Origin of the sequence: Lactococcus sp. bn62 (genome assembly GCF_029492705.2) — a bacterium.
GTDB classification, from domain to species: Bacteria; Bacillota; Bacilli; order Lactobacillales; family Streptococcaceae; genus Lactococcus; species Lactococcus petauri.
Genome location: NZ_CP120417.1, coordinates 375257 through 395253 on the forward strand (window position 1 = coordinate 375257; position 19997 = coordinate 395253).

At 35.9% G+C, this 19997-nt stretch carries 27 protein-coding genes and 1 tRNA gene; all 28 read left to right on the forward strand.

From position 1 onward, the window contains the following. Positions 1 to 2: 2 nt before the first annotated feature. The 28 genes from P3G65_RS02155 (at position 3) to P3G65_RS02290 (ending at position 19991) form a co-directional block, all read left to right on the forward strand. Positions 3 to 272 carry a hypothetical protein gene (locus P3G65_RS02155; RefSeq protein ID WP_284071293.1) on the forward strand — a complete coding sequence of 90 codons (270 nt, stop codon included), beginning with the start codon at positions 3 to 5 and terminating at the stop codon, positions 270 to 272. Next, positions 262 to 579 (forward strand): hypothetical protein, encoded by a 318-nt coding sequence (locus tag P3G65_RS02160; RefSeq protein ID WP_306723674.1) that lies wholly within the window; start codon positions 262 to 264, stop codon positions 577 to 579. Before P3G65_RS02155 ends, P3G65_RS02160 begins: the two co-directional genes overlap by 11 nt. Next, on the forward strand, positions 576 to 899 hold the full coding sequence (locus P3G65_RS02165) for a DUF1140 family protein (protein ID WP_176490495.1): 324 nt from the start codon (positions 576 to 578) through the stop codon (positions 897 to 899). Before P3G65_RS02160 ends, P3G65_RS02165 begins: the two co-directional genes overlap by 4 nt. A gap of 10 nt (positions 900 to 909) precedes the next feature. After that, positions 910 to 1104, forward strand: coding sequence for a hypothetical protein (locus tag P3G65_RS02170; RefSeq protein ID WP_176490496.1), 195 nt, complete (start codon positions 910 to 912; stop codon positions 1102 to 1104). A 46-nt stretch (positions 1105 to 1150) separates the two neighbouring features. Next, positions 1151 to 1381, forward strand: coding sequence for a hypothetical protein (locus P3G65_RS02175; RefSeq protein WP_284071295.1), 231 nt, complete (start codon positions 1151 to 1153; stop codon positions 1379 to 1381). Further along, a complete protein-coding gene (locus tag P3G65_RS02180) occupies positions 1378 to 1608 on the forward strand; it encodes a DUF1660 family phage protein (protein ID WP_284071296.1) in 231 nt (76 codons plus the stop codon). Before P3G65_RS02175 ends, P3G65_RS02180 begins: the two co-directional genes overlap by 4 nt. After that, positions 1605 to 1958 carry a hypothetical protein gene (locus P3G65_RS02185; RefSeq protein WP_284071297.1) on the forward strand — a complete coding sequence of 118 codons (354 nt, stop codon included), beginning with the start codon at positions 1605 to 1607 and terminating at the stop codon, positions 1956 to 1958. Before P3G65_RS02180 ends, P3G65_RS02185 begins: the two co-directional genes overlap by 4 nt. A 226-nt stretch (positions 1959 to 2184) precedes the next feature. After that, a complete protein-coding gene (locus tag P3G65_RS02190) occupies positions 2185 to 2478 on the forward strand; it encodes a DUF1359 domain-containing protein (RefSeq protein WP_284071298.1) in 294 nt (97 codons plus the stop codon). A 76-nt stretch (positions 2479 to 2554) separates the two neighbouring features. Beyond that, entirely contained in the window at positions 2555 to 2977 is a 423-nt protein-coding gene (locus P3G65_RS02195) for a RinA family protein (RefSeq protein ID WP_165707134.1), read from the forward strand. 293 nt (positions 2978 to 3270) lie between these two features. After that, positions 3271 to 3343 (forward strand) — tRNA-Phe (locus P3G65_RS02200). A gap of 287 nt (positions 3344 to 3630) precedes the next feature. Further along, complete coding sequence (locus tag P3G65_RS02205) at positions 3631 to 3939, forward strand: HNH endonuclease (RefSeq protein WP_284071360.1); 309 nt, start codon at positions 3631 to 3633, stop codon at positions 3937 to 3939. A 98-nt stretch (positions 3940 to 4037) separates the two neighbouring features. After that, positions 4038 to 4406 carry a P27 family phage terminase small subunit gene (locus P3G65_RS02210; protein WP_284071299.1) on the forward strand — a complete coding sequence of 123 codons (369 nt, stop codon included), beginning with the start codon at positions 4038 to 4040 and terminating at the stop codon, positions 4404 to 4406. Next, positions 4399 to 6171, forward strand: a complete 1773-nt coding sequence (locus P3G65_RS02215; RefSeq protein ID WP_284071300.1) for a terminase large subunit — start codon at positions 4399 to 4401, stop codon at positions 6169 to 6171. Before P3G65_RS02210 ends, P3G65_RS02215 begins: the two co-directional genes overlap by 8 nt. A 74-nt stretch (positions 6172 to 6245) precedes the next feature. Further along, a complete protein-coding gene (locus tag P3G65_RS02220; protein ID WP_284071301.1) occupies positions 6246 to 7385 on the forward strand; it encodes a phage portal protein in 1140 nt (379 codons plus the stop codon). Further along, the gene (locus P3G65_RS02225; protein ID WP_284071302.1) at positions 7385 to 7981 is read left to right on the forward strand and encodes an HK97 family phage prohead protease; all 597 of its coding nucleotides are present in this window, start codon (positions 7385 to 7387) and stop codon (positions 7979 to 7981) included. Before P3G65_RS02220 ends, P3G65_RS02225 begins: the two co-directional genes overlap by 1 nt. Next, positions 7953 to 9221 carry a phage major capsid protein gene (locus P3G65_RS02230; protein ID WP_284071303.1) on the forward strand — a complete coding sequence of 423 codons (1269 nt, stop codon included), beginning with the start codon at positions 7953 to 7955 and terminating at the stop codon, positions 9219 to 9221. Before P3G65_RS02225 ends, P3G65_RS02230 begins: the two co-directional genes overlap by 29 nt. An 18-nt stretch (positions 9222 to 9239) precedes the next feature. Further along, positions 9240 to 10139, forward strand: a complete 900-nt coding sequence (locus tag P3G65_RS02235) for a hypothetical protein (protein ID WP_284071304.1) — start codon at positions 9240 to 9242, stop codon at positions 10137 to 10139. Further along, a complete protein-coding gene (locus P3G65_RS02240) occupies positions 10090 to 10371 on the forward strand; it encodes a hypothetical protein (protein ID WP_284071305.1) in 282 nt (93 codons plus the stop codon). The genes P3G65_RS02235 and P3G65_RS02240 overlap by 50 nt, the downstream gene beginning before the upstream one ends. Further along, positions 10361 to 10675: a phage head closure protein gene (locus P3G65_RS02245; protein ID WP_284071306.1), complete on the forward strand. Its 315-nt coding sequence runs from the start codon at positions 10361 to 10363 to the stop codon at positions 10673 to 10675. The genes P3G65_RS02240 and P3G65_RS02245 overlap by 11 nt, the downstream gene beginning before the upstream one ends. Beyond that, entirely contained in the window at positions 10656 to 11036 is a 381-nt protein-coding gene (locus P3G65_RS02250) for a hypothetical protein (protein WP_284071307.1), read from the forward strand. Before P3G65_RS02245 ends, P3G65_RS02250 begins: the two co-directional genes overlap by 20 nt. Next, positions 11033 to 11350 carry a hypothetical protein gene (locus P3G65_RS02255; protein ID WP_284071308.1) on the forward strand — a complete coding sequence of 106 codons (318 nt, stop codon included), beginning with the start codon at positions 11033 to 11035 and terminating at the stop codon, positions 11348 to 11350. Before P3G65_RS02250 ends, P3G65_RS02255 begins: the two co-directional genes overlap by 4 nt. Before the next feature lie 12 nt (positions 11351 to 11362). Then, the gene (locus P3G65_RS02260) at positions 11363 to 11980 is read left to right on the forward strand and encodes a major tail protein (RefSeq protein WP_284071309.1); all 618 of its coding nucleotides are present in this window, start codon (positions 11363 to 11365) and stop codon (positions 11978 to 11980) included. Between the two features lie 9 nt (positions 11981 to 11989). Continuing rightward, a complete protein-coding gene (locus P3G65_RS02265) occupies positions 11990 to 12349 on the forward strand; it encodes a hypothetical protein (protein WP_279365002.1) in 360 nt (119 codons plus the stop codon). Positions 12350 to 12564: 215 nt separating this feature from the next. After that, positions 12565 to 14799 carry a phage tail tape measure protein gene (locus P3G65_RS02270; protein ID WP_284071310.1) on the forward strand — a complete coding sequence of 745 codons (2235 nt, stop codon included), beginning with the start codon at positions 12565 to 12567 and terminating at the stop codon, positions 14797 to 14799. After that, positions 14800 to 15549, forward strand: coding sequence for a phage tail protein (locus tag P3G65_RS02275; RefSeq protein ID WP_284071311.1), 750 nt, complete (start codon positions 14800 to 14802; stop codon positions 15547 to 15549). It begins immediately after the preceding gene. Beyond that, positions 15546 to 18281: a phage tail spike protein gene (locus P3G65_RS02280; protein ID WP_306723671.1), complete on the forward strand. Its 2736-nt coding sequence runs from the start codon at positions 15546 to 15548 to the stop codon at positions 18279 to 18281. Before P3G65_RS02275 ends, P3G65_RS02280 begins: the two co-directional genes overlap by 4 nt. Positions 18282 to 18296: 15 nt before the next feature. Then, a complete protein-coding gene (locus P3G65_RS02285; RefSeq protein ID WP_284071313.1) occupies positions 18297 to 19241 on the forward strand; it encodes a BppU family phage baseplate upper protein in 945 nt (314 codons plus the stop codon). 3 nt (positions 19242 to 19244) lie between these two features. Then, positions 19245 to 19991: a fibronectin type III domain-containing protein gene (locus P3G65_RS02290; protein WP_284071314.1), complete on the forward strand. Its 747-nt coding sequence runs from the start codon at positions 19245 to 19247 to the stop codon at positions 19989 to 19991. Positions 19992 to 19997: the final 6 nt, after the last annotated feature.

Here is a 19997-nt window from a genome sequence, read left to right on the forward strand (position 1 = left end):
GAATGAGTGATTTTAACCAAGATATAGAAAACCTGCTCAATGCTTATGACAGCAACTGGGATGATTATTTAATATTACGAGAACAGTTTATCGAAAAATACAGCCTTTCGGTTGAAAAACTCCAAGAACAGCTTAACACTGCGAAAAAGCATATCGAGCATGCTATTGGAACGATTAAACATGATGGACATTTAGGAACCATTCAAACAGACTGGATTTTGCCTTATTTAGAAAAAACACTCGCAGCGATTGGAGGGGATGATGGACAATAAAAGAATTTCTGAAATCATTGACGAAGAAATGATAAAGCAAGATGCAAACAGATATCGTGATATGAGGAAAATTCTCACGATTCCGAAAAGCATTGCGGATGAGTTGGATGATATTTTTAATGGATTCGTCAAAGAGAGACATAGTCGTAGTATTTGGAATTTGTTATGGCGAGCAGAGGAAATAGAAGATGAAATTGGAATGCAGTTAGAGAAATTACTACCAGATGAAAACCAAGTTAATATCGCTATTGCCTACCTCGCAGGCAAAGCCCTCGGAGTTGACTTAGTGAAAGTGGTGGAGGGATGACAGCGGAGGAAATCGTGCAGAACTACCAAATTAAGTTGATGAAAATTATATTCAAAGAAATTGATAGCCTGATGACAAAAAAAGAAAATGCGGATATTAACGCACATAAACTTGCTGAAAATGGGAACTCTGTCAGAACATCGGCGTATTGGAAATCAGTAGGGAATGCAGAGTTTTACATTAAAGAGATTTACCAAAAATTGAGTGCTTTAGCAGAAATGGATAGACTTTTCCGCTGGTCGGAACGTCTGCACCAAGAACAATTAAAATTTATAGAAAAGTATCCAAGAGTTATGGATAAATACCGACAATATAATTAAGGAGGACAAAATGAAAGTATATGTTTTAACCGCAGATACATATGATGATAATTGGGGTTCATCGATAGTACTTTTCGGAGTATTCTCAACCGAAGGAAAAGCTCATAAGCAAGCCAATGAAATGGAATTGGATTGTTATGACATCTCTCCTATGAATATTGATGAAAATGAAGAACCAAGCTACTTAGGAGGATATATTGAATGACCGACAAACTAATATCGCTGGTCAATGACTGGTGGGGAGGGATTGAATGAAACAAGAATTAGGATATACACAGTATAAATTTAATTATATTACTGATTATGCAAAACAAATTGATGAATCAGCAACACGCATGGAATTTATCTGGCAGAATAGAGATTCATTTAAAGACAATGTTGATGTTTCAATAGCTCTTGAGAATGCTCTCAAAAACATTGAGCGTCAGATTGAAGAATTTAAAGGATATCTGAAACCCTTTGATAAGGAGGACAACCAATGAAACTTTTGTGTAAGCTGTTCGGGCATAAGTGGATTTACTATGATCTACACAAACGCTGCAAATGGTGTGATAAAAGAATTTGGTTTATTAGAGACATTGAATTAATAAAAGGACTCAAAAAAACTCAAGAAGCATTCAGAGCATTCGGTATATCATGCAAAGAATTATCTTTCAACCGCTCAGACCTTGACGAGTCAAAGAACGTGTTCGGGGAGGAAAAACAATGAATTTACTAGATTATGTATTTTTTACGCTTGTAGCTTTAATAGGTGGCGCACTCATGAAGCTGGCTTTAGATCTACTTGTAGCTAAAAAAATTGAAGATATTCAAAATATCAATGCTACTGATGAAATTTACAAGAATTTGCATAAAGAAGTTTATAGAATTGTCAAAGGTAAAACTTTAGGGGGTGAAACAAAATATTTTGTAGAAAAAAAGGATGGTAATAAATGGATGGCTTTTGAAGGTCTAGGCAAAGAAACAATCGATGAAGCAAGAGAATTGAAAGACTGGCTGATTACCGAGGATGAACACAAAATAAATAACACAGTTTTAGAAAAGAAAGTAATAGAATGACAGAAGCTGAAAAATGGCTTGATAAACACATGGATTGAGGTGGAGATGAAAAAAGTTTATAAGATACTAATTGCCCTAATAGTAGTTGTTGTAGGATTTGGATTATCTCTAGCAACCTATCATCTCTTTGGGTACGACAAGGTAATGAGCTTTTGGCAGTATATCTTGCTTCGTAATAATTAATAGCTGAGCTAGGAACTCGCTAAACTCAACTGGAGGAGAAAAAATGTCACAAGAAATTGCTGTTGATTTTTCAGAACAAATCGCTAAAACACAAACTAAAATTGATAGGCTTCAAAAATTGATTCATCATGTTAGAAATCAAAATATTGTTTTAGATGATTTTAAAAATAATCATATACCTAGGGATACAAAATTTGAATTAAACTTGGGAGGAGTTTTAAAATGTTCCGTTAAGATTAATGTAGGAACGCTCATCCCTTTGTTGGAACAAAATATTGAAGATAATACAGCTCTTATTAATGAGTTAGCAAAAGAACTTGGAATTGATATTAACTAAACAAAAAAGCCCACTGCAATGGGCTTCGGCAACTGAATTTCTAACTTAATTATACCACAAAAGGAGAATTTGATGAATGGCAGATAAGTTAGATAGAATTATTGGAGATTACGTAAATGGCAGACTAGATGCTAAGTTAAAATCTATTGAGAGTAGGTATCTTTACCGACAAAAAGTAGATAATTTAGGAATACGCACAGCTTATTCTGGCGGTTCTGAGCCTTTAAGTAATGTCTTAAATAAAGAAGCATTGGAAAATGATGAAGAGTTAATCAGATTAAAAGAGCTGATAAGGCAAATAAATATCTGGTATCTACCATTAATTGAGGTAGAGAAGGAAGTAATCAAATTAAAATGTGAAGGTTACAATGGTCGATACTGGTATCAAGTGATGCAAGAATTAGATGACAGAGGGTTTGATATAGCGCAGAAAAAAGCAAAAGGTGCTTACTATAAATTTAGAAATGATATTCATCCCTTTGTTATTCACTTGATTTGAGGGGACAAAATTGACAAAAAAAGACTAGAAATTGGCAAAAAAAGGAACTTCAATCTCAATTTTCGGTGCTATACTTGTATTATGAACAATTGAGCAGAACGCTATCATGGTTAGTCTCGATGAATCAAAAAGTGCGAGATTGTTTGTAGTTAGTGGCTACTTTATGTAGCGAGACGTCGAAGGACGATAAAAACTTGACTGGTGCTGATATAAACGTGCGAACAAGCGGGCACGTGGGGAGAAGTTAAATGGATAACCCTGTACGTAATGAGAATATCATAGCAAGCCGGTTTGGGAGCTTAGCTCAGTTGGTAGAGCAGTAGATTGAAGATCTATGTGTCTCAGGTTCAATTCCTGAAGTTCCCATTGCCTTAAATGGCGCAAAGAGATTAGGTACGTTGTCTGTAACGCGGCTCCTAATCGAACCCGTGCAGGGTGCAAGCACAAAAAGGTGGAAAACAGACAACTGCATGAGCTTTGCAAGGCAATGCAGAATGGTCACTGGTTAAATGGAACGGCTGACTTTGATTAGCCGAGGGGAGTTCGAGTCTTCTCACCAGTATAGCAGGTACTTACAGGGAGTGCCTGACTCTAGAAAATACTTATAAACACTATCCTGTTAAGGCTGTCAGAAATGGCGGCTTTTTATATTGATGAAGGGAGGAGTCTTGAATCCATACAGAAACAAGAAGTGGTTCAGTAAAAGAGATAAAGCATTAAGGCGAGACAAATACGAGTGCAGAAACTGTAAGAGGTTTGGTATTACAACCACAGCTACAGTGGTCCATCACGTTTGGTTCTTAAGAGACTATCCTAAGTGGTGGTTATGCTTATGGAATTTAATTAGTTTATGCGAAAAATGTCACAACAAGATGCATAATCGAGACAGTGACATTCCTACAGAACTTGGTAAATATTGGCAAGATAAAATTAAGCCCCCCACTTCAAATAAAAATTTTTGAATTTCAAAAGAACCGAGTGAGTTTAGCTTTTTCCAAGTGTGAGGCAATTTGAAAATATTTTTTTTGCAATTTTTGATAGAAAGGAGTGATATTTTTAGTTGAAAAAAATCCCAACAGAAGAAACAATTTACAAAGATACGATTGCACAAATGAAACAGTTAAAAACCTATAACTATGCCTTTAATCGGATAGTACGAATTTATGCAGGAATGGTCCGACAATATTATGAAGCTCTGAAAGTTTGGGAAGAAGAAGGTTCTCCAATTTCAACGCTAAGTGCGTCGAACTCAACTAAAAAACATCCTGCTTTAGACCAAATTGAAAAATTAAGAAAAGATATCTTATCTTATTCAAATCAACTCATGCTGAACCCGAAAAGCCAAAGAGATTCTGAAACTAAACAAGAAGAAAAAGCTTCACCGTTTGCTCGATTTATGAGTCAGAGTGGCGGTGGTGGAAGTGGATAATTTTGAAACTGCTGTCCAATGGTCAAAAAATATTATCGATGGTAAAACTCTTGCAAATATTGAACAGAAACAAGCCGCTCAACGATTTTTAGATGACCTTGAATCTGATAAGTGGGATTTTAAACATCATCAGTTTGATTTCGTGATTGGATTAATTGAAGGAACAATCGTACACGTTCAAGGAGAAAACAAAGAAGGGGTATCTTATAAAGACACTCCGATGTATTTGCAACCTTGGCAAAAATTTGTGTGTGTCAATTTATTTGGTTTTTTTGAAAAGGGTACAAATATTAGGCGTTTCAATGAGGCGCTTATTTTTTTACCTCGTAAGCAAGGGAAAACGGCATTTGCCGCTTCATTAACTTGGGCAAAAAATATTGTTGACCGAGCAAGTGGGAGTAAGACTTATATTGTTGCGAATTCTTTAAAGCAAACACAAGAAAGTTTTGGTTTCCTCACCTACAATGTTGAGAAAATACGTAGTGACGTCAAAAAAATGCGTATCCGTGATAATAACCAAGAGCATTCTGTCCATGTTGATTTTGGAGATGGTTATTGTGATATTTTTGCTATCGCCAATCAAGACGACAAACTAGACTCTTTGAACGGTAATGCCTTAATCCTTGATGAAATTCACTCATGGAAAAAGGCTGGCGCAAAAAAATATATCTTGATGAAAAACTCTCAGAAAGCTTACCGAAATAAGTTGCTTATGGGGATTTCAACCGCTGGGGATATTGCTAATGGATTTCTTGCTCAGAGGGTAATTACTTTAAAAAAAGTTTTATCCGGCACGATTAAAGATAAAGCTTATGATTCATACTTTATTTTTCTATGTACTGCTGAACAAGATGAAAAAGGCAATATCATTAATCCAGTTACAAAAGAAATTACAACGATTGATGATCCAGAAGTTTTAGCATCCGTTACTCCATCGCTTAATGTAACTGTTACTCTTGAAGATTTAGTGACTGAGGCACGGCAAGCAATGCTAGAACCACAATTAAAGGCAGAGTTTTTAAACAAATCATTAAATATCTTCACTAACTCTATGGATGCTTACTTTGATGTGGATGAGTTTAGATTTTCAAATAAACAACACCATTGGACCATGGAAGACTTAGTTAAATTACCAATAACTTGGTATGGTGGAGCTGACCTTTCGAAAATGCATGATTTGACAGCTGCTGCCCTTTACGGAAATTATGAACATAAAGGAAAGTCAGTTGACATTGTCATTACTCATGCATTTTTTCCGAAATCTAAAGCAATAGAGAAAGCTCAAGAAGATAACATTCCGTTATTTGAATGGCAAGAAGAAGGATGGGCCACTTTATCAAATACTGATACCGTTCTTTATGATGATATAGTCAAATGGTTCATAGAAATGCGTGACAAAGGATTTAAAGTTAAATCTGTACACTTCGATAAGAAATTCGGACGAGAATTCTTTTTGATGATGAAAAAACAGAAATTCAAAATGGTAGATGCCCCTCAACTCTTTTGGAAGAAATCTGAAGGTTTTAGACGGATTGAATTTAAAGTTAAAAATAATGAGTTTTACTATGTAAATAATCTTGCTTATGAATATTGTGTAAGTAATGTTAAAGCGATTGAAAAAACTGATGATGCAATACAGTTTGAAAAAGTGATGCCTAATCAACGTATAGACTTATTTGATGCTTCAGTTTTTGCTAGTCGGGGTATGCTTGAAGAAAAAGAGAAGAGCAGCAAGAAAGAAGCTTGGAATATGAAAGGAAGATAATGAAATTTTTTAATAAAAGAAGTCCTACAAACAAAGTGGTGGACGAGCCAGTTAAAAAGTCTCCGCAGGTTGTTATGACTTTACCAGACTTCTTTAAAGATTTAATATCAGAAAACTATACTAAGTTGTCTGATAATCCTGAAGTTAGAATGGCAGTGGATTGTATTGCAGATTTAGTATCGAATATGACAATTCAGCTTATGCAAAATGGAGAAACTGGAGACAAGAGGGTGAAGAACGCTTTATCTCGAGTTGTTGATATCGAACCTAATCAATATATTTCTAGAAAAACATTCATTCAATGGTTGGTACGTTCAATGTTGCTAGAAGGCGAGGGCAACGCTGTAGTGAAGCCTAAAGTTGTCCGTGGGGAAGTTGTCGAACTTATCCCAATTTCGCCTTATAAGCTCACTTTTAACGTTAGTGATGATGATTTCAAATACTCTATCACTTTTGATAATAAAGAATATGATCCCAATGAATTGTTGCACTTCGTTTTAAATCCGTCTATTGAACGACCTTTTATAGGAACAGGATATAAAGTGAGCTTAAGAGATATTGTTGGTAATTTGAAGCAGGCTAGTGCGACAAAAAAAGGGTTTATGGCCAGCGAATACATGCCTAATATCATTGTATCAGTGGATTCAGATAGTGATGATTTCTCGGATGAAGAAGGTCGAGAAAGGTTTGAACAAATGTATTTGAAGAGAAAGGAAAAAGGAAAACCATGGATTATACCAGAAGGAATGATTGATGTACAACAAATAAAACCTTTGACTCTAAATGATTTAGCTATCAATGATGCAGTAACTTTGGATAAAAAAACAGTAGCAGGTATCTTTGGTGTACCTGCTTTCTTATTGGGAGTAGGAAATTATAACAAAGATGAATTCAATAATTTTATCAATACGAAAATATTATCTATTGCACAAATTATTCAACAAACTCTAAATAAGTTAATTATTGATGAAGATATGTATTTTTCATTTAATCCAAGAAGTCTCTATAACTACTCCTTAACTGAAATGGTTGGTGCTGGTGTAGAAATGGCAAAAGTGAATTCTTTACGACGTAATGAGTTAAGAAACTGGATTGGGATGCCTCCTGATTCAGAAATGGATGATTTGCTTGTCTTAGAAAATTATCTACATCAAGGTGATTTGGATAAACAAAATAAACTTATTCAAAACAATAATGAGAAAGGAGGTGAGTGATGAAAAAGCGAAAACAATTTCAAGTTCGAAATTTTAGAAGTCTTGATTTAACTACAAAAGATGAAACTGCTGAAAAAATTATCAGCGGTTATTTTGTTGTTTTTAATTCTGAAACTGAACTTTATGAAGGTGTATTTGAGGAAATAGCGCCTGAGAGTTTCGAGAATGTAGATTTATCTGATATTCGAGCATTGATTGACCATGAAACTGCAAAAGTTTTAGGGCGTACAAAAGTAGGTACTTTAAGCCTATCGGTAGATGAGAAAGGAGTATATGGTGAAATTAAAATCAATGAAAATGATACTGAAGCAATGAACTTATATTCTCGGGTTCAACGTGGGGATGTTGATCAGTGTTCATTTGGTTTTAATATTCTAGATGAAGAAATGGAGTCTAGGAAAGATGGCTCTTACAAATTTACTATCAAATCAATCGAACTTTTTGAAGTTTCGGTTGTAACTTTCCCAGCATATGCTGATACAGCGGTAGAAGCACGAAACAAACAAATTGAAGAAATGGAACAACGAGATTTACTCGTGAAGAAATCTAAATTACAGGAGAAATTAAATGGCATTAAAACAACTTATTTTGAATAAAAAAATTAAAGAACGCTCAAGTGATATTGAAAAACTTATTTCAAAACGTTCAGATCTTGAAAAGCAAGAAGAGGATTTAGAACGTGCTTTAGAAGAAGCAAAAACTGATGACGAAATTTCCACAGTGAGTGAATCAGCAGATGAATTGGAAAAAGAACTGGAGGATGTTAATTCTCAGATTTCAGACTTAGAAACTCAAAAACAAGAGCTTGAAGATGAACTTGCTCAAATTGAAGATGAATCTGAATCACGTTCAAATAAAAAAGGAAAGAAACGATCAATGAAAAAATTTAAAATTACTGAAGAAGAAATTGAAACAAAACGCTCAGCAATTAATGCATTCGTAAAATCTAAAGGCGCTGAAAAACGCGATGGTTTTACTTCTGTTGAAGGTGGGGCGCTGATTCCAGAAGAACTCTTGCAACCACAACTTGCCCCAGAAGATGTTGTAGATTTATCTAAATATGTACGTTCAGTACCTGTTAATTCTGCATCTGGTAAATTCCCAGTTATCTCTAAATCTGGCTCAAAAATGGCAACCGTTGAAGAACTAAAAGAAAATCCAGAACTTGCTAATCCAACAATGGTTGAGATTGATTACTCAGTAGATACACGTCGTGGTTATATTCCTCTTTCTCAAGAAGTGATTGATGATGCCAATTACGATGTAACTGGTTTGATTGCAGACGAAATACAAGATCAGTCATTGAATACAAAAAATGCAGATATTGCACTTATTCTTCAATCTGCACCAGCAAAAGCAATCACAGGTGTTGACGGCTTGAAGGACCTTATTAATAAAGGTATCAAAAAAGTCTATGATGTAAAATTCTTCATTTCTGCTTCAATGTATTCAGAGCTTGACAAGCTTAAAGATAAAAACGGCCGTTACCTTCTACAAGATTCAATTACTGCAGCAAGTGGTAAACAATTACTTGGTAAAGAAGTTGTAGTACTGGATGATGATGTGATTGGTAAGGCAGAAGGAGAACTTGTTGGATTTATTGGAGATGCTAAAGCTTTTGCTGCATTCTTTGATCGCAAGCAAGTTTCTGTTCAATGGGTTGATAATAACATTTACGGTAAACTCCTTGCTGGTGTGATTCGCTATGATGTTAAAGCAACAGATACAGCCGCAGGTTTCTATGTAACTTTTACTGCTGAATCTGATACAACCACTACCTCATCAACGACGACAACTACAACACAACCAACGACAACAACGACTACTCAAGCGTAATAAAGAAAGGAAAGAACGATGAAATTTTTATTTGCTCAACCAGCAAAAAAACGCTTTGCTTGGGAGTTGAGAACAGCAATCAAAAGTTTAGTGAATCTTGGAGTAAAGAAGAAAGACATCGTTCTTCTTTTTGCTCAAGAGGATAGTTCGGTTGTCCAAGAATTTAGTGAATACGAAACTCATGAATATTTTGATAATAGATTTGATAAGTCATATATTCCAAGTATTAAGCCTTTCTTGTGGTGGAAATATCTAGAAGAGGATAGTGAACGAGAAAAAGAAACTTATGTTTACCTTGATTCAGACACGGTTGTGTTAGATCTTTCAGCTTTTGAACTTCGTCCTACAAAAAGCCGCTGGTACTGTTCAGATACAGTAGGTTACTTAGGTTATAGATACATTCAAAGCGTAACTAATTCAGAAAAAGTCTTTGATACTATGACAGATGCAATAAAAGTTCCTACAGAATGGATTGAGAGTATTGAAAAACAGTCAGGAGGTGCTCAATGGGTAATCAAAAACCCTAAAGCGGGTTATTGGCATGATGTTTATGTGAATTCAATTGTTTTGTATAAAGCAGTCCAACCTTTAGAAACCTCTCTTCAAAAATGGACCGCAGAGATGTGGGCCCAACTGTGGACGATGTATCACTATGGTATTGATCCAAAGGTAAGTGATAAATTAGATTTCGCCTGGTCAACTGACAGTCATTTAAAAAACAAGAAAATTATTCATAATGCAGGAGTTACCGAGGATACAGGATTATTTTTCAAAGGTATTTACTTAGATACACCACCACTAAGTGTGTTAGAACAAAACTCAGGTAAAGTATCTGATTTATATGTTCAGTACGTAAAGGAGGCGAATTATGGAGGAAGAAAATATCTTGAGTTTGTTAAAGGCAACACTGGGATATAGAACAAAAATCCGAGATGACTTATTAAAAGTCATTATTAAATCAATCATTGATGAGCTGGAGAAAAGTAAAGGCATTCAACTTTTAAAAGATAACAATGAACAGATTATGTTTATTGTTGATTTAGCAGCTTTTCGTTATAAGAATCAGGGTGGAGAGACAATGCCACGTAATCTTGAGTATCGTCTAAGAAATTTGATTATTAAATATAGAGGAGCAAAAGATGTGGGATGAAGAAATAACTCTAGTTTCATCTGATGGGTTTACAGAAGATGAGTTAGGTCAACAAAATCCTAAGATTAAAAAAACAGTAGTATTAGGTTTCGAAAAGCCCATGAATCGTTCTGAGTTTTATCAAGCTGGTCAATCAGGTATCGAGCTATCTCACACTCTGATTATTCATCCATTCGAATATAACAATGAGCAACAGCTGATATTTAGAGATAAGCTGCTCACGGTTGTTCGTTCGTATAGAGCGAGTAATGAGGAGCTGGAGTTAATCTGTAGGAAAAAGGCGGGTGATTCTAATAGCGAATAGAATTTCACTTAATGATTTGTCTAAAACTATTGAAAAAGAGGTAAGAAATTGGACGAAAGATGTTGTTGAAGATATTGATGATATAAAAAAAGATGTTACAAAATCAGGCATTAAGCAACTTAGAACATCAAGTCCAAAAAGAACTGGAGATTATGCGAAAAATTGGACGTCAAAAAAGTTGAAAAATGGCGATCAAATTATTTATCAAAAAGCGCCAACTTATAGGCTCACTCATGTACTAGAAAAGGGACATGCAAAAAGAGACGGAGGACGTGTAGCACCTCAGGTTCACATTGCTCCAGTTGAAGAACGAGTTACACAAGACTTTGTAAGTCGTGTAGAAAAGAGGCTAGAACAATGACTTTGGATGAATTGAAAAATATTCTTGATAATACTAATTTGAAAGTTGGATATAAACAATGGGCAGTAGGCCAAGTTCCTTCATTGCCATATATTCTTTATTATGTCGATGAAGAGATAGGGTTTAAGGCTGATAATCATGTGTATTCTAAAAATAAAGCTGTCACTATCGAGCTATATTCTAATTTGAAAAATTTAAAAGAAGAAGAAAAACTTGAAAAACTTTTAGATGAAAATAAGATTGTCTATGATGTTTATGAAAGTTATATTGACAGTGAAAAAATGTTCTTAAGAGCATATGAAATTAATATATAAGGAGGGCATAAAATGCCAGAACAACCACAAAAAAACAAAATTGAATTTGGGTTAGAAAATGTTCATTATGCTAAAGCAATTCAAGATTTAACAAGCGGTGAAACAACTTACGACACGCCACGAAAATGGCCAGGAGCAGTTGAACTTTCTCTTGAGCCTAGTGGCGATCTAATCAAATTTAAAGCTGACAATATTGATTATTATGTTAGTAGTAATAATCAAGGGTATGATGGTACTTTAACAACAGCTAAATTACCAGAAGAATTTGAAACGGATATCTTAGGTGAAAAAGTAGAAAATGGGGTGCAGACAGAATATGCTAATGCAGAAACAGCTCCATTTGCTCTTATGTTCCAATTTGAGGGAGATAAACATGCGACACGCCATGTACTGTATAACTGTACAGCAAGTAGACCAACTGTAGGATCAACTACTAAAGATAGTGGAGACCCTAATACTACTCAACTTACTTTCTCAGCAAGCCCACGTCCTTCAGATAAAGCGGTTAAAACAAAAACTCGACCAGATACTGACTCTACTGTATATGATGAGTGGTTTAACAAGGTGTACGAAAAATCATCGACTACAACCACCACCCAACCTACAACAACTACAACAACTCAAGCTTAAGGAGAAATCATGGAAAAAACAATTGAAGTAGGTGGTGTAACTATTCGCTTAGCAACAAATGCGGCCACTCCTTTACGTTATAAGATGCAGTTTCATACAGATTATTTTGCAGATTTGATGAAACTTGCTAAATCTCTTGATACAGGTACCGGAAATGAGTTTGATTTGTCAGAGGTAAGTTGGGAAAATTTAGCGATGCTTGATTTAACATTACTTTATAATTTTGTATGGATATATGCTAAAACAGCAGATAAAACAATCCCAGAACCACTGGAATGGCTGGATGGATTAGAAACTCTTCCTATTGATTCATTTTCAAGAGAGCTACAAGATCTTATTTCTCATTCTATCCAAACTAAAAAAAAGTAGATACAGGAACAGACGCGAGCAGTGAGATATTCACAGTGGAGTCGTTCCTTTTAATTTGCAAACAAGTAGGTTTATCCAGTGAGGATATGGAAATTATGGATGTTGGAGATTGTTTAGATTTTATTCAAGAATGGGTAGATTTTAACAATCCAGAAAAAGAAAATAAACGTAAAGCCACTCAAACAGATTTTGATTCGTTCTAGAAAGGAGGTTTAATGGCTAAAAAAATTCAAGGGATAACGGTTGCCATTGGAGCAGATACTACAGGAGTAACAAATGGCCTAAAAGATATTGCAAAGCAATCAAATTCAGTTAATGGAGAACTTAGAGATGTTGAGCGTCTTTTAAAACTTAATCCCAGTAATGTTGAGTTGGTAGCCCAGAAACAACAACTTCTTTCTAAACAAGTGGAGATCACATCTAAAAAACTTGAAGGTTTGAAAGGTGCACAAGCTGATGTAGAACGTCAATTTAGTAATGGAGATATTGGAGAAGAACAATATCGAGCCTTTCAACGTGAAATCGTAGCAACAGAAGGGCGGTTAGATCACTATAAACAAACGTTAAAAACTATAGAATCTGGTAACGAAAGTGCAGGTGGTTCAGCAAAAGGTTTAGGAAGTAAATTTGATGAACTGGGTACTTCAGTAGATGAAGTTGGAAACAGCGTAAAAGCAGGTGTCCTTCTGGAGGCTGCAGATCAATTATCTGAAATTGGAGACAAAATAACAGAAATTGGTGAAGCTGCAAAAGATTTTGCACTAGAAACTGATGAAAGTTATGGAAAGCTTTATGCTAATACCAATCTAAGCGGACAAGCTCTTGAAAATTTAAAAGGTGTAGCTCAAGATGTTTTTAAATCTGGAGTTACAGATTCTATTGATGAAGCTACTGATGCTACGGCAATAATGAAACAAGCTTTTGGAGATTTAGACAATACAAGCCTTGCTAATCTGACATCTCAAGTTATGACTCTTAGTGAGCGTACAGGAACAGATGTTCAAGAGAATGTACGTGGCACCCAGCAACTGATGAGAGCATTTGGACTTAATTCTAAGCAAGCTTTTGACTTGGTAGCAGATGGATATAAAAATGGTTTGAATTCCTCTGGAGACTTTATGGATACTCTAAATGAGTATGCGCCATTATTCCAACAAGCTGGTTTTAGTGCCCAAGATATGCTTTCCATTATGCAAAATGGACTAAAAAACGGGGCAATGAATACCGATAAGGTAGCCGATGCAGTAAAAGAACTTCAAATTCGATTGGGGGATGGTTCTTTTGAAGCAAATATGGAAACATTTAGCTCTGCAACTCAAGAAACATTTAGACAATGGCAATCAGGCAAAGCAACTGTTGCGGATGTAGCACAATCTATTCAAAATGATTTGAATAAAATGTCGCCTAGTGAGCAACAGGCGGCATTATCGGCTTTATCTTCACAATTTGAAGATTTAGGAATTAAAGCGGGTACCTCGCTTTTTAATATTGGTTCAGAGTTTGATAATGTTAACGGAAAGTTGGATGAAGCCAGCCAAAAAACTCAAGCTCAAGAGTGGCAGTCAGCATTAAATGAAATTCAAACAGCGTTACTTCCTATCGGTACCGATATCTTAAATGCTTTATTACCGATTTTAGATTTTATTTCAAATCTAATGACAGCATTTAGCGAACTACCGGCTCCCGTTCAGACATTCATAGAATCATTTGGAGGCGTTTTAGCTGTAGCCTCTCTCTTAATGCCAGTCATTGCTGCAATAGTTGCAATAGTTGGAGTTTTAGGAACCACTCTTGGTGTCGTTATTGGAGTTATTGCAGCGGTTGCTGCCGCTATTGCAGGAATAATTACAATAATTACTAATTGGGGGAATATAACTGACTGGTTTAGTAAGAAATGGAATGATCTTAAAAACTGGTGGAAAGATTTTTGGTCTCAATTTAGTGGTCCAGCAGATGCAGCCTTCCGTATTTTAGAAAATATGGTTAAGACAGTGACTTCATTTATGTTTGGGTCATTTGATGATAAAGTGAATGCAATTAAGGACTTGTTTAAGTTTTTAAAACTTAAATTTCCTAATATCGAAATACCACATATTCCGATGCCTCACTTTAATATTAGTGGGTCTTTTAATCCACTTAAAGGACAGCTACCTAAGATTGATGTAGATTGGTTTGCCAAAGGTGGTATTTTGACTAAACCAACTGTTTTTGGACAAAATGGTAATTCTTTAATGGTAGGTGGTGAGGCTGGAAAGGAAGCAGTGGCTCCCTTAAGTGACTTGATGAGCTATGTTGAAAAAGCAGTTGCAAATCAATTAGGATCTACGAAAGATGAAATACACCTTCATTTAACAACATACGGTGCAATGCCTAAAGAAACAATGGATCAAATGGCGGAATATATGATGTATAAGCTAGGAGAACTAAATAGACAGAAAGGACTTGGATAGATGCTAGATGGATGGTTTAAAATTGGGGATCATTGGAGTGAAGAATTCCAAATGTTCCTTTCTAAGCGACCAGAAAAAAAGAAAGCTCAGCGTATGTTTACTCTAGACGAAGTAAGTGGAGTAAATAAATTTGTTCTTTCTGATAAGGGCTATTATACCAATGAGGAGCAAACTCTTGATTGTTTCTATGTATCTCCAAGTTTAGGAGAAGTACAATGGATTGAAGATTTGATTACAAGTGCATTAGATACGCGAGGGAAGTATGTCGATTTTATTCCCTATTATGATCCAAAGTATATTTATAAAGTAGTTGTGATTAACAGTCCGACATTTTCCGGTGAGGCTTCAAGTTTGAGAGGTGTACCCTTTAGCTTTGATGTTAGTATGGCGCCATTTAAATACCGAATAGGTGGCGAAAGACCGATAGAGCTATTGCATCCTCAGCAAATCTTTAATCCAGAGAGATATGGGAGTGAACCAAGAATAAAAATATTTGGAAAAGGTTCATTCTCTTTATTTATTAATAATAGAGAAACTAAGTTTAAAGATGTTGAAGATGAAATTATTATAGATTCAAATCAAGACGTTATGGAAGTGTATAAGGAAATTAATGGCTCAGCGATTAATCTCCATAATAAGTTTATTGGCAACCAAGAGTTTCCTTATCTAGATGTTGGTGGAAACCAAATATCTTGGAGTGGGAACATAACTAAAATAGAAATAGAACCGAGGTGGCAAACGAAAATATGAAACCAGTTTTATATGAGCCTAAGGCAACGGATTTTGAAAATGATGGTGGACTTTGTACCCTTTCAGATTGTCGATCTTTGAAAGTAACAGAAGAAGCAAACGGTTCTTATATTGTAGAACTTACATTTCCAATTACAACAAAATATGCGGAATATTTAGAAGACGTGAACTATCAAATCAAATGTAAACCAAATGATTTAGATAGCTATCACGTTTTTTATATTTACACGCATTATAAAGATATGGCTACCGGACTTTTATATGTGACTGCAAAATCTCGCACAATGAAGTTAGGTAATCGTACCGTAAAAAATGTAGTTATTGACAGTAAATCTGGAATCGAAGCTATGGCTTTACTTCACGATGGAATGGATTTGGAAAGCGATATTGAAATGTTTAGTGATATCACTACCGTTTCTTCAACCAGTTTTGAAGTTGCAAATCCTCTTGAGTGTGTCAAAGGTATTGATGGCTCTCTTAATCAAAGATACGGTGGGGAGATTAAACATGAACCCCATCGTATTTCTTTACTTAAGAGACGCGGAAAAGATAACGTTACAACAATTCGATATCGAAAAAATTTAGAGGGTTTAAAACTTGAGTTTAACTGGAATGGACTCATTACTCGAATTTTCCCTTATGCAGATTTACAGAATGAAGAAGGCGAAACAGAACGTGTTTATGGTGCAAAAGTTGATTCTAAGTTTATAGGGAACTATGATGGTGAAGTTTATGCAAGACACATCCAATTTACTGAAGAACAGGGGGTATCAGATGTAAAAAGCTTAAATACAGTAGCTTCAAAATATTTTACCTCAATGAATCCTGGTGTAGATAAGCCTAAAGTTAGCGCTGAGGTAAATATCCGAAAACTAGAAAATCATGCAAAGTTTAAAAATTTTAGACAACTGGGAGTTTTTGATACATTTACGGTTTATCATGAGCGTTATAACATCAATCTAGAATTAACAGTCAATAAAGTTGTTTATGATGGTCTTCTTGAACAAGTAGAGTCTATTGAGGCCGGAGATCCCAAGTTTACATTTTTTGAGGAACAACAAAATCAATTTTCTGAAGTGATGAAAAAGGTTCCTACAAAAAATTACAATAGTTCTTTTATTGATTATGTGACTAAAATAATCAGTGGAAATGATGGCGGTAATGTTATCTGGTGGCCCAAAAATAGACCGACAGACTTATTCTTTGTGGATGGAGAAACCTTGGAAGATTCTAAAAAGGTTTTGCGAATAAACAAAAGCGGCATTGGCTTTAGTTCCACAGGATGGAAAGGTCCTTTTAAAACTGCTTGGACTCTGGATGGTGTTTTTATTGCAGACTTTATTAAAGGGGGAACATTAGAAGGTATTAAAATCCGTTCAGTAGATGATAAGTTTATTGTAGAAATGTATAACGGTAAGGTCAGATTCATTAGGAATTTAGGTAATGGAAATGAAGAAGAAATGGTCGCCTTCACACCATCACTTAATAATGAAACGGGAGAACTTAATGGGATTGGTTTAGTCCAAAACCCTGGTTATAAATTTGCAATTTCATCAAAAAATTCAGATGGCACCTTTTCAAATGTCCTACGAATTCCAGCCGATAGCACTGGGAGCAAGCCAAAGCTAGAGTTTTTTGGAGATGTTAGTGTTAGTGGGAGATTATTGCTTAATGGCGAAGAGGTAGTCGCAGGTGGTGGTTCTGGAGGTGGAGAAGGAGAATTTCCACCAGAAATTGTTACAGATCAAGAAAAGAATGCTTGGATTGTTTGGCAGTTCTTGAAATCGAAAGGCTATACTGAACAAGCTGCCGCAGGTATTCTTGGGAATATGGAGCAAGAATCTGGAGTTATGCCAGATACAGACCAAGTTGGCGGTCCTGCTTATGGTTTGGTACAGTGGGACGGCTCAGCCTATCCTCTGGTTCCACCTGCTACATGGAACGGACGTGAATATGTCCAAAACTTGATGCGTGCCGCAGGAATTTCTGGAGACTACAAAATTGCTAAAACACAATCACAGCTCTTAGAGTGGTGTATGTTTAATGGGCAATATATTAAAACAAGCAGCTATCCTTATTCTGTTGCTCAGTTTAAAGGATTAACTAATATTTCCACAGCCACAACAGCTTTTGAAGCGAACTTTGAACGTCCTGCAGCGACTCATCCAGAACGTGTTCAGCTTGCGATTAAATGGTATAACAAACTTCACGGTTTGAAACCACCAACTCCAAGCGGAAATTTGAAAGAGCAGTTGGATAAATTCTACAACACCTATAAAGAACGTTATGTTCAAAATGGACAGTGCGTAGGATTGACAACGGCATGGATGGCTACACTAACCGCAAATAAATACGGTATGACACCGTGGAATTCTCAATCTACTAATCCAGATGGCTCTCCAACTTCTGGAAATCCACGCTGGAATTATGAAATTAATATCGGTGATGGAATTTCGGCTGCGACAATCGGTACATTCGCACCGCCTCCAGGTTGGACTAAAATTATCCCTCAGAAAGCAGAAGATTGCAAAGCGGGGGATATTTTTTATGTCGGAACGGATAGCGGAATCTCTACAGGCCATACAGGAATTGTCTATGAAGATGGGAAAAATGGAAGAGTTCCTACACTTGACCAGAACTTTCTTAATTCTCCTGTGAGGTGGTTTGATGGTGGTTCAAGTAGTTCATGGGGGCTTTATAACTGGTTCTGTATTTGGAGAAAGAACACATAAGGAAAGGAGAAACAATTGAAAAAATGGAATGTCACACTTTCCACAACGGAGCCTGATAACTATGTAGGGATCATCAATGTCCGTCAAGGGAATGTCAATAGTGAAGTGATGGAAGCACAAATTGTGCAAAATGGTTTACCTTTAGATCTCACAGACTGTACGGCAACTTTTCAAGCATTTCTAGGTGGAGAACATGTTGTGGAACGTGCTTGTAAAATTATTGATTACAAGAAAGGAATTGTGCAATATACTTTTGATGAATATACTATGCAATCCCTTCACAGACAACGGGCAAATATTGCTTTTTACAAAGGTGAGGAAGAGATTGCGACCACTCAAGATTTTACTTATTTTGTCATTCATGCTGTATCCAAAACACCTGGAGAGATGGGGTCTTATTGGCAAACTGCAGAAGACCTTCTCAATGACATGAAAGACTACCTCAATGCAGGAAAAGGAGATTTTGAGGATTGGTTTGATTCGGTAAAAGATATTTTGGAATCTATCGATCCAGGCGGTAAATTACTTTCTGAGGTTTTGGACCTCAAAAAGATTGTTTATCGTAAGGTACCAAGTGGCTTTAATGTTGTTATTGAGCATGATTCAGAATATCAACCCGATGTAAAAGTTACCTATTATAAAAATTCAATCGGCACCGAAGAAGGAGGACTTGATACAGGTCCTTCTTTTGGTGGAGAGCGAATTTATAATATTGCGACATCCTTGAGTTATCTGCGAAAGAAAGTGAACGTTGAAATGCCTCAGTCATGGGCAATGGATGGAGAATTTTTTATACATGAAAAGAACATCTTATTAATCCACGGAGCAGAAGTATTGAGTTTCACTATTGATGGGGCAAATGTCACAAATGGATATGTTGAAAAAGTCAAAGCACCAGCTTATCTGGTGGTGTCAGATATATCTGGAAATAGTGCGAAAGTATCATGGGAAAACGGGTGATTTATGGCAGATAAAAATTATTTACATACCGCCTATGCCAACAGTGCAGACGGCACGGACGGTTTCACGACGGTTTATCCTAATTTGAATTTGTTGACAGGAACAAGTACTAAGGTAGTTCAAGCCACCGTTTGGAATATGCAAGTTGCTAATATTAAATACGACAAAAGTCTTGGCGAAGCATTATGCGCATCTGTGATGATTAACAATGCTGACCATGCAAGTGCTTTAGTCCAAGGGTCAGCAAAAATTTTTTTAGAAACTCTTGACCAAAGTGGGAATGTTTTAGCATCAATTTTTGGGAATAATGTTAGTTATAATGCTAGTGGTCTAAGCTGGTGTTCTATAAGCATTAATGATAATACTGCAAGCGTCCGAGCATTTATTTTTACGAATAATATGAAGCAGAACGCATTTTATTCATGCTTAAAAATTGAACCAGGTTCAACCGCCACTCCATACATGCCCTCAGAAAGCGAAGTAATAACTGCTGACTGGCCAAAGTACGTAGGAACTTACGTTGATACTAACCTGGTTTCTAGTACGGACCCAAGTAAGTATGTTTGGGACGAAATGAAGTATCGGGTTTATTTAGATGGTGTGCCTGTAGGTGGAAGTAAACTTCTGTCATTTGATTTGGAAAATCTAAAGGCGGGCACAACATACAATGTTCAGGTTAATCAAATTAATGGCAATGTTGAAAGCGACAAGTCAGAAAGTGCTGTTTTTAAAACAACACTAACCCAATAATAAAAA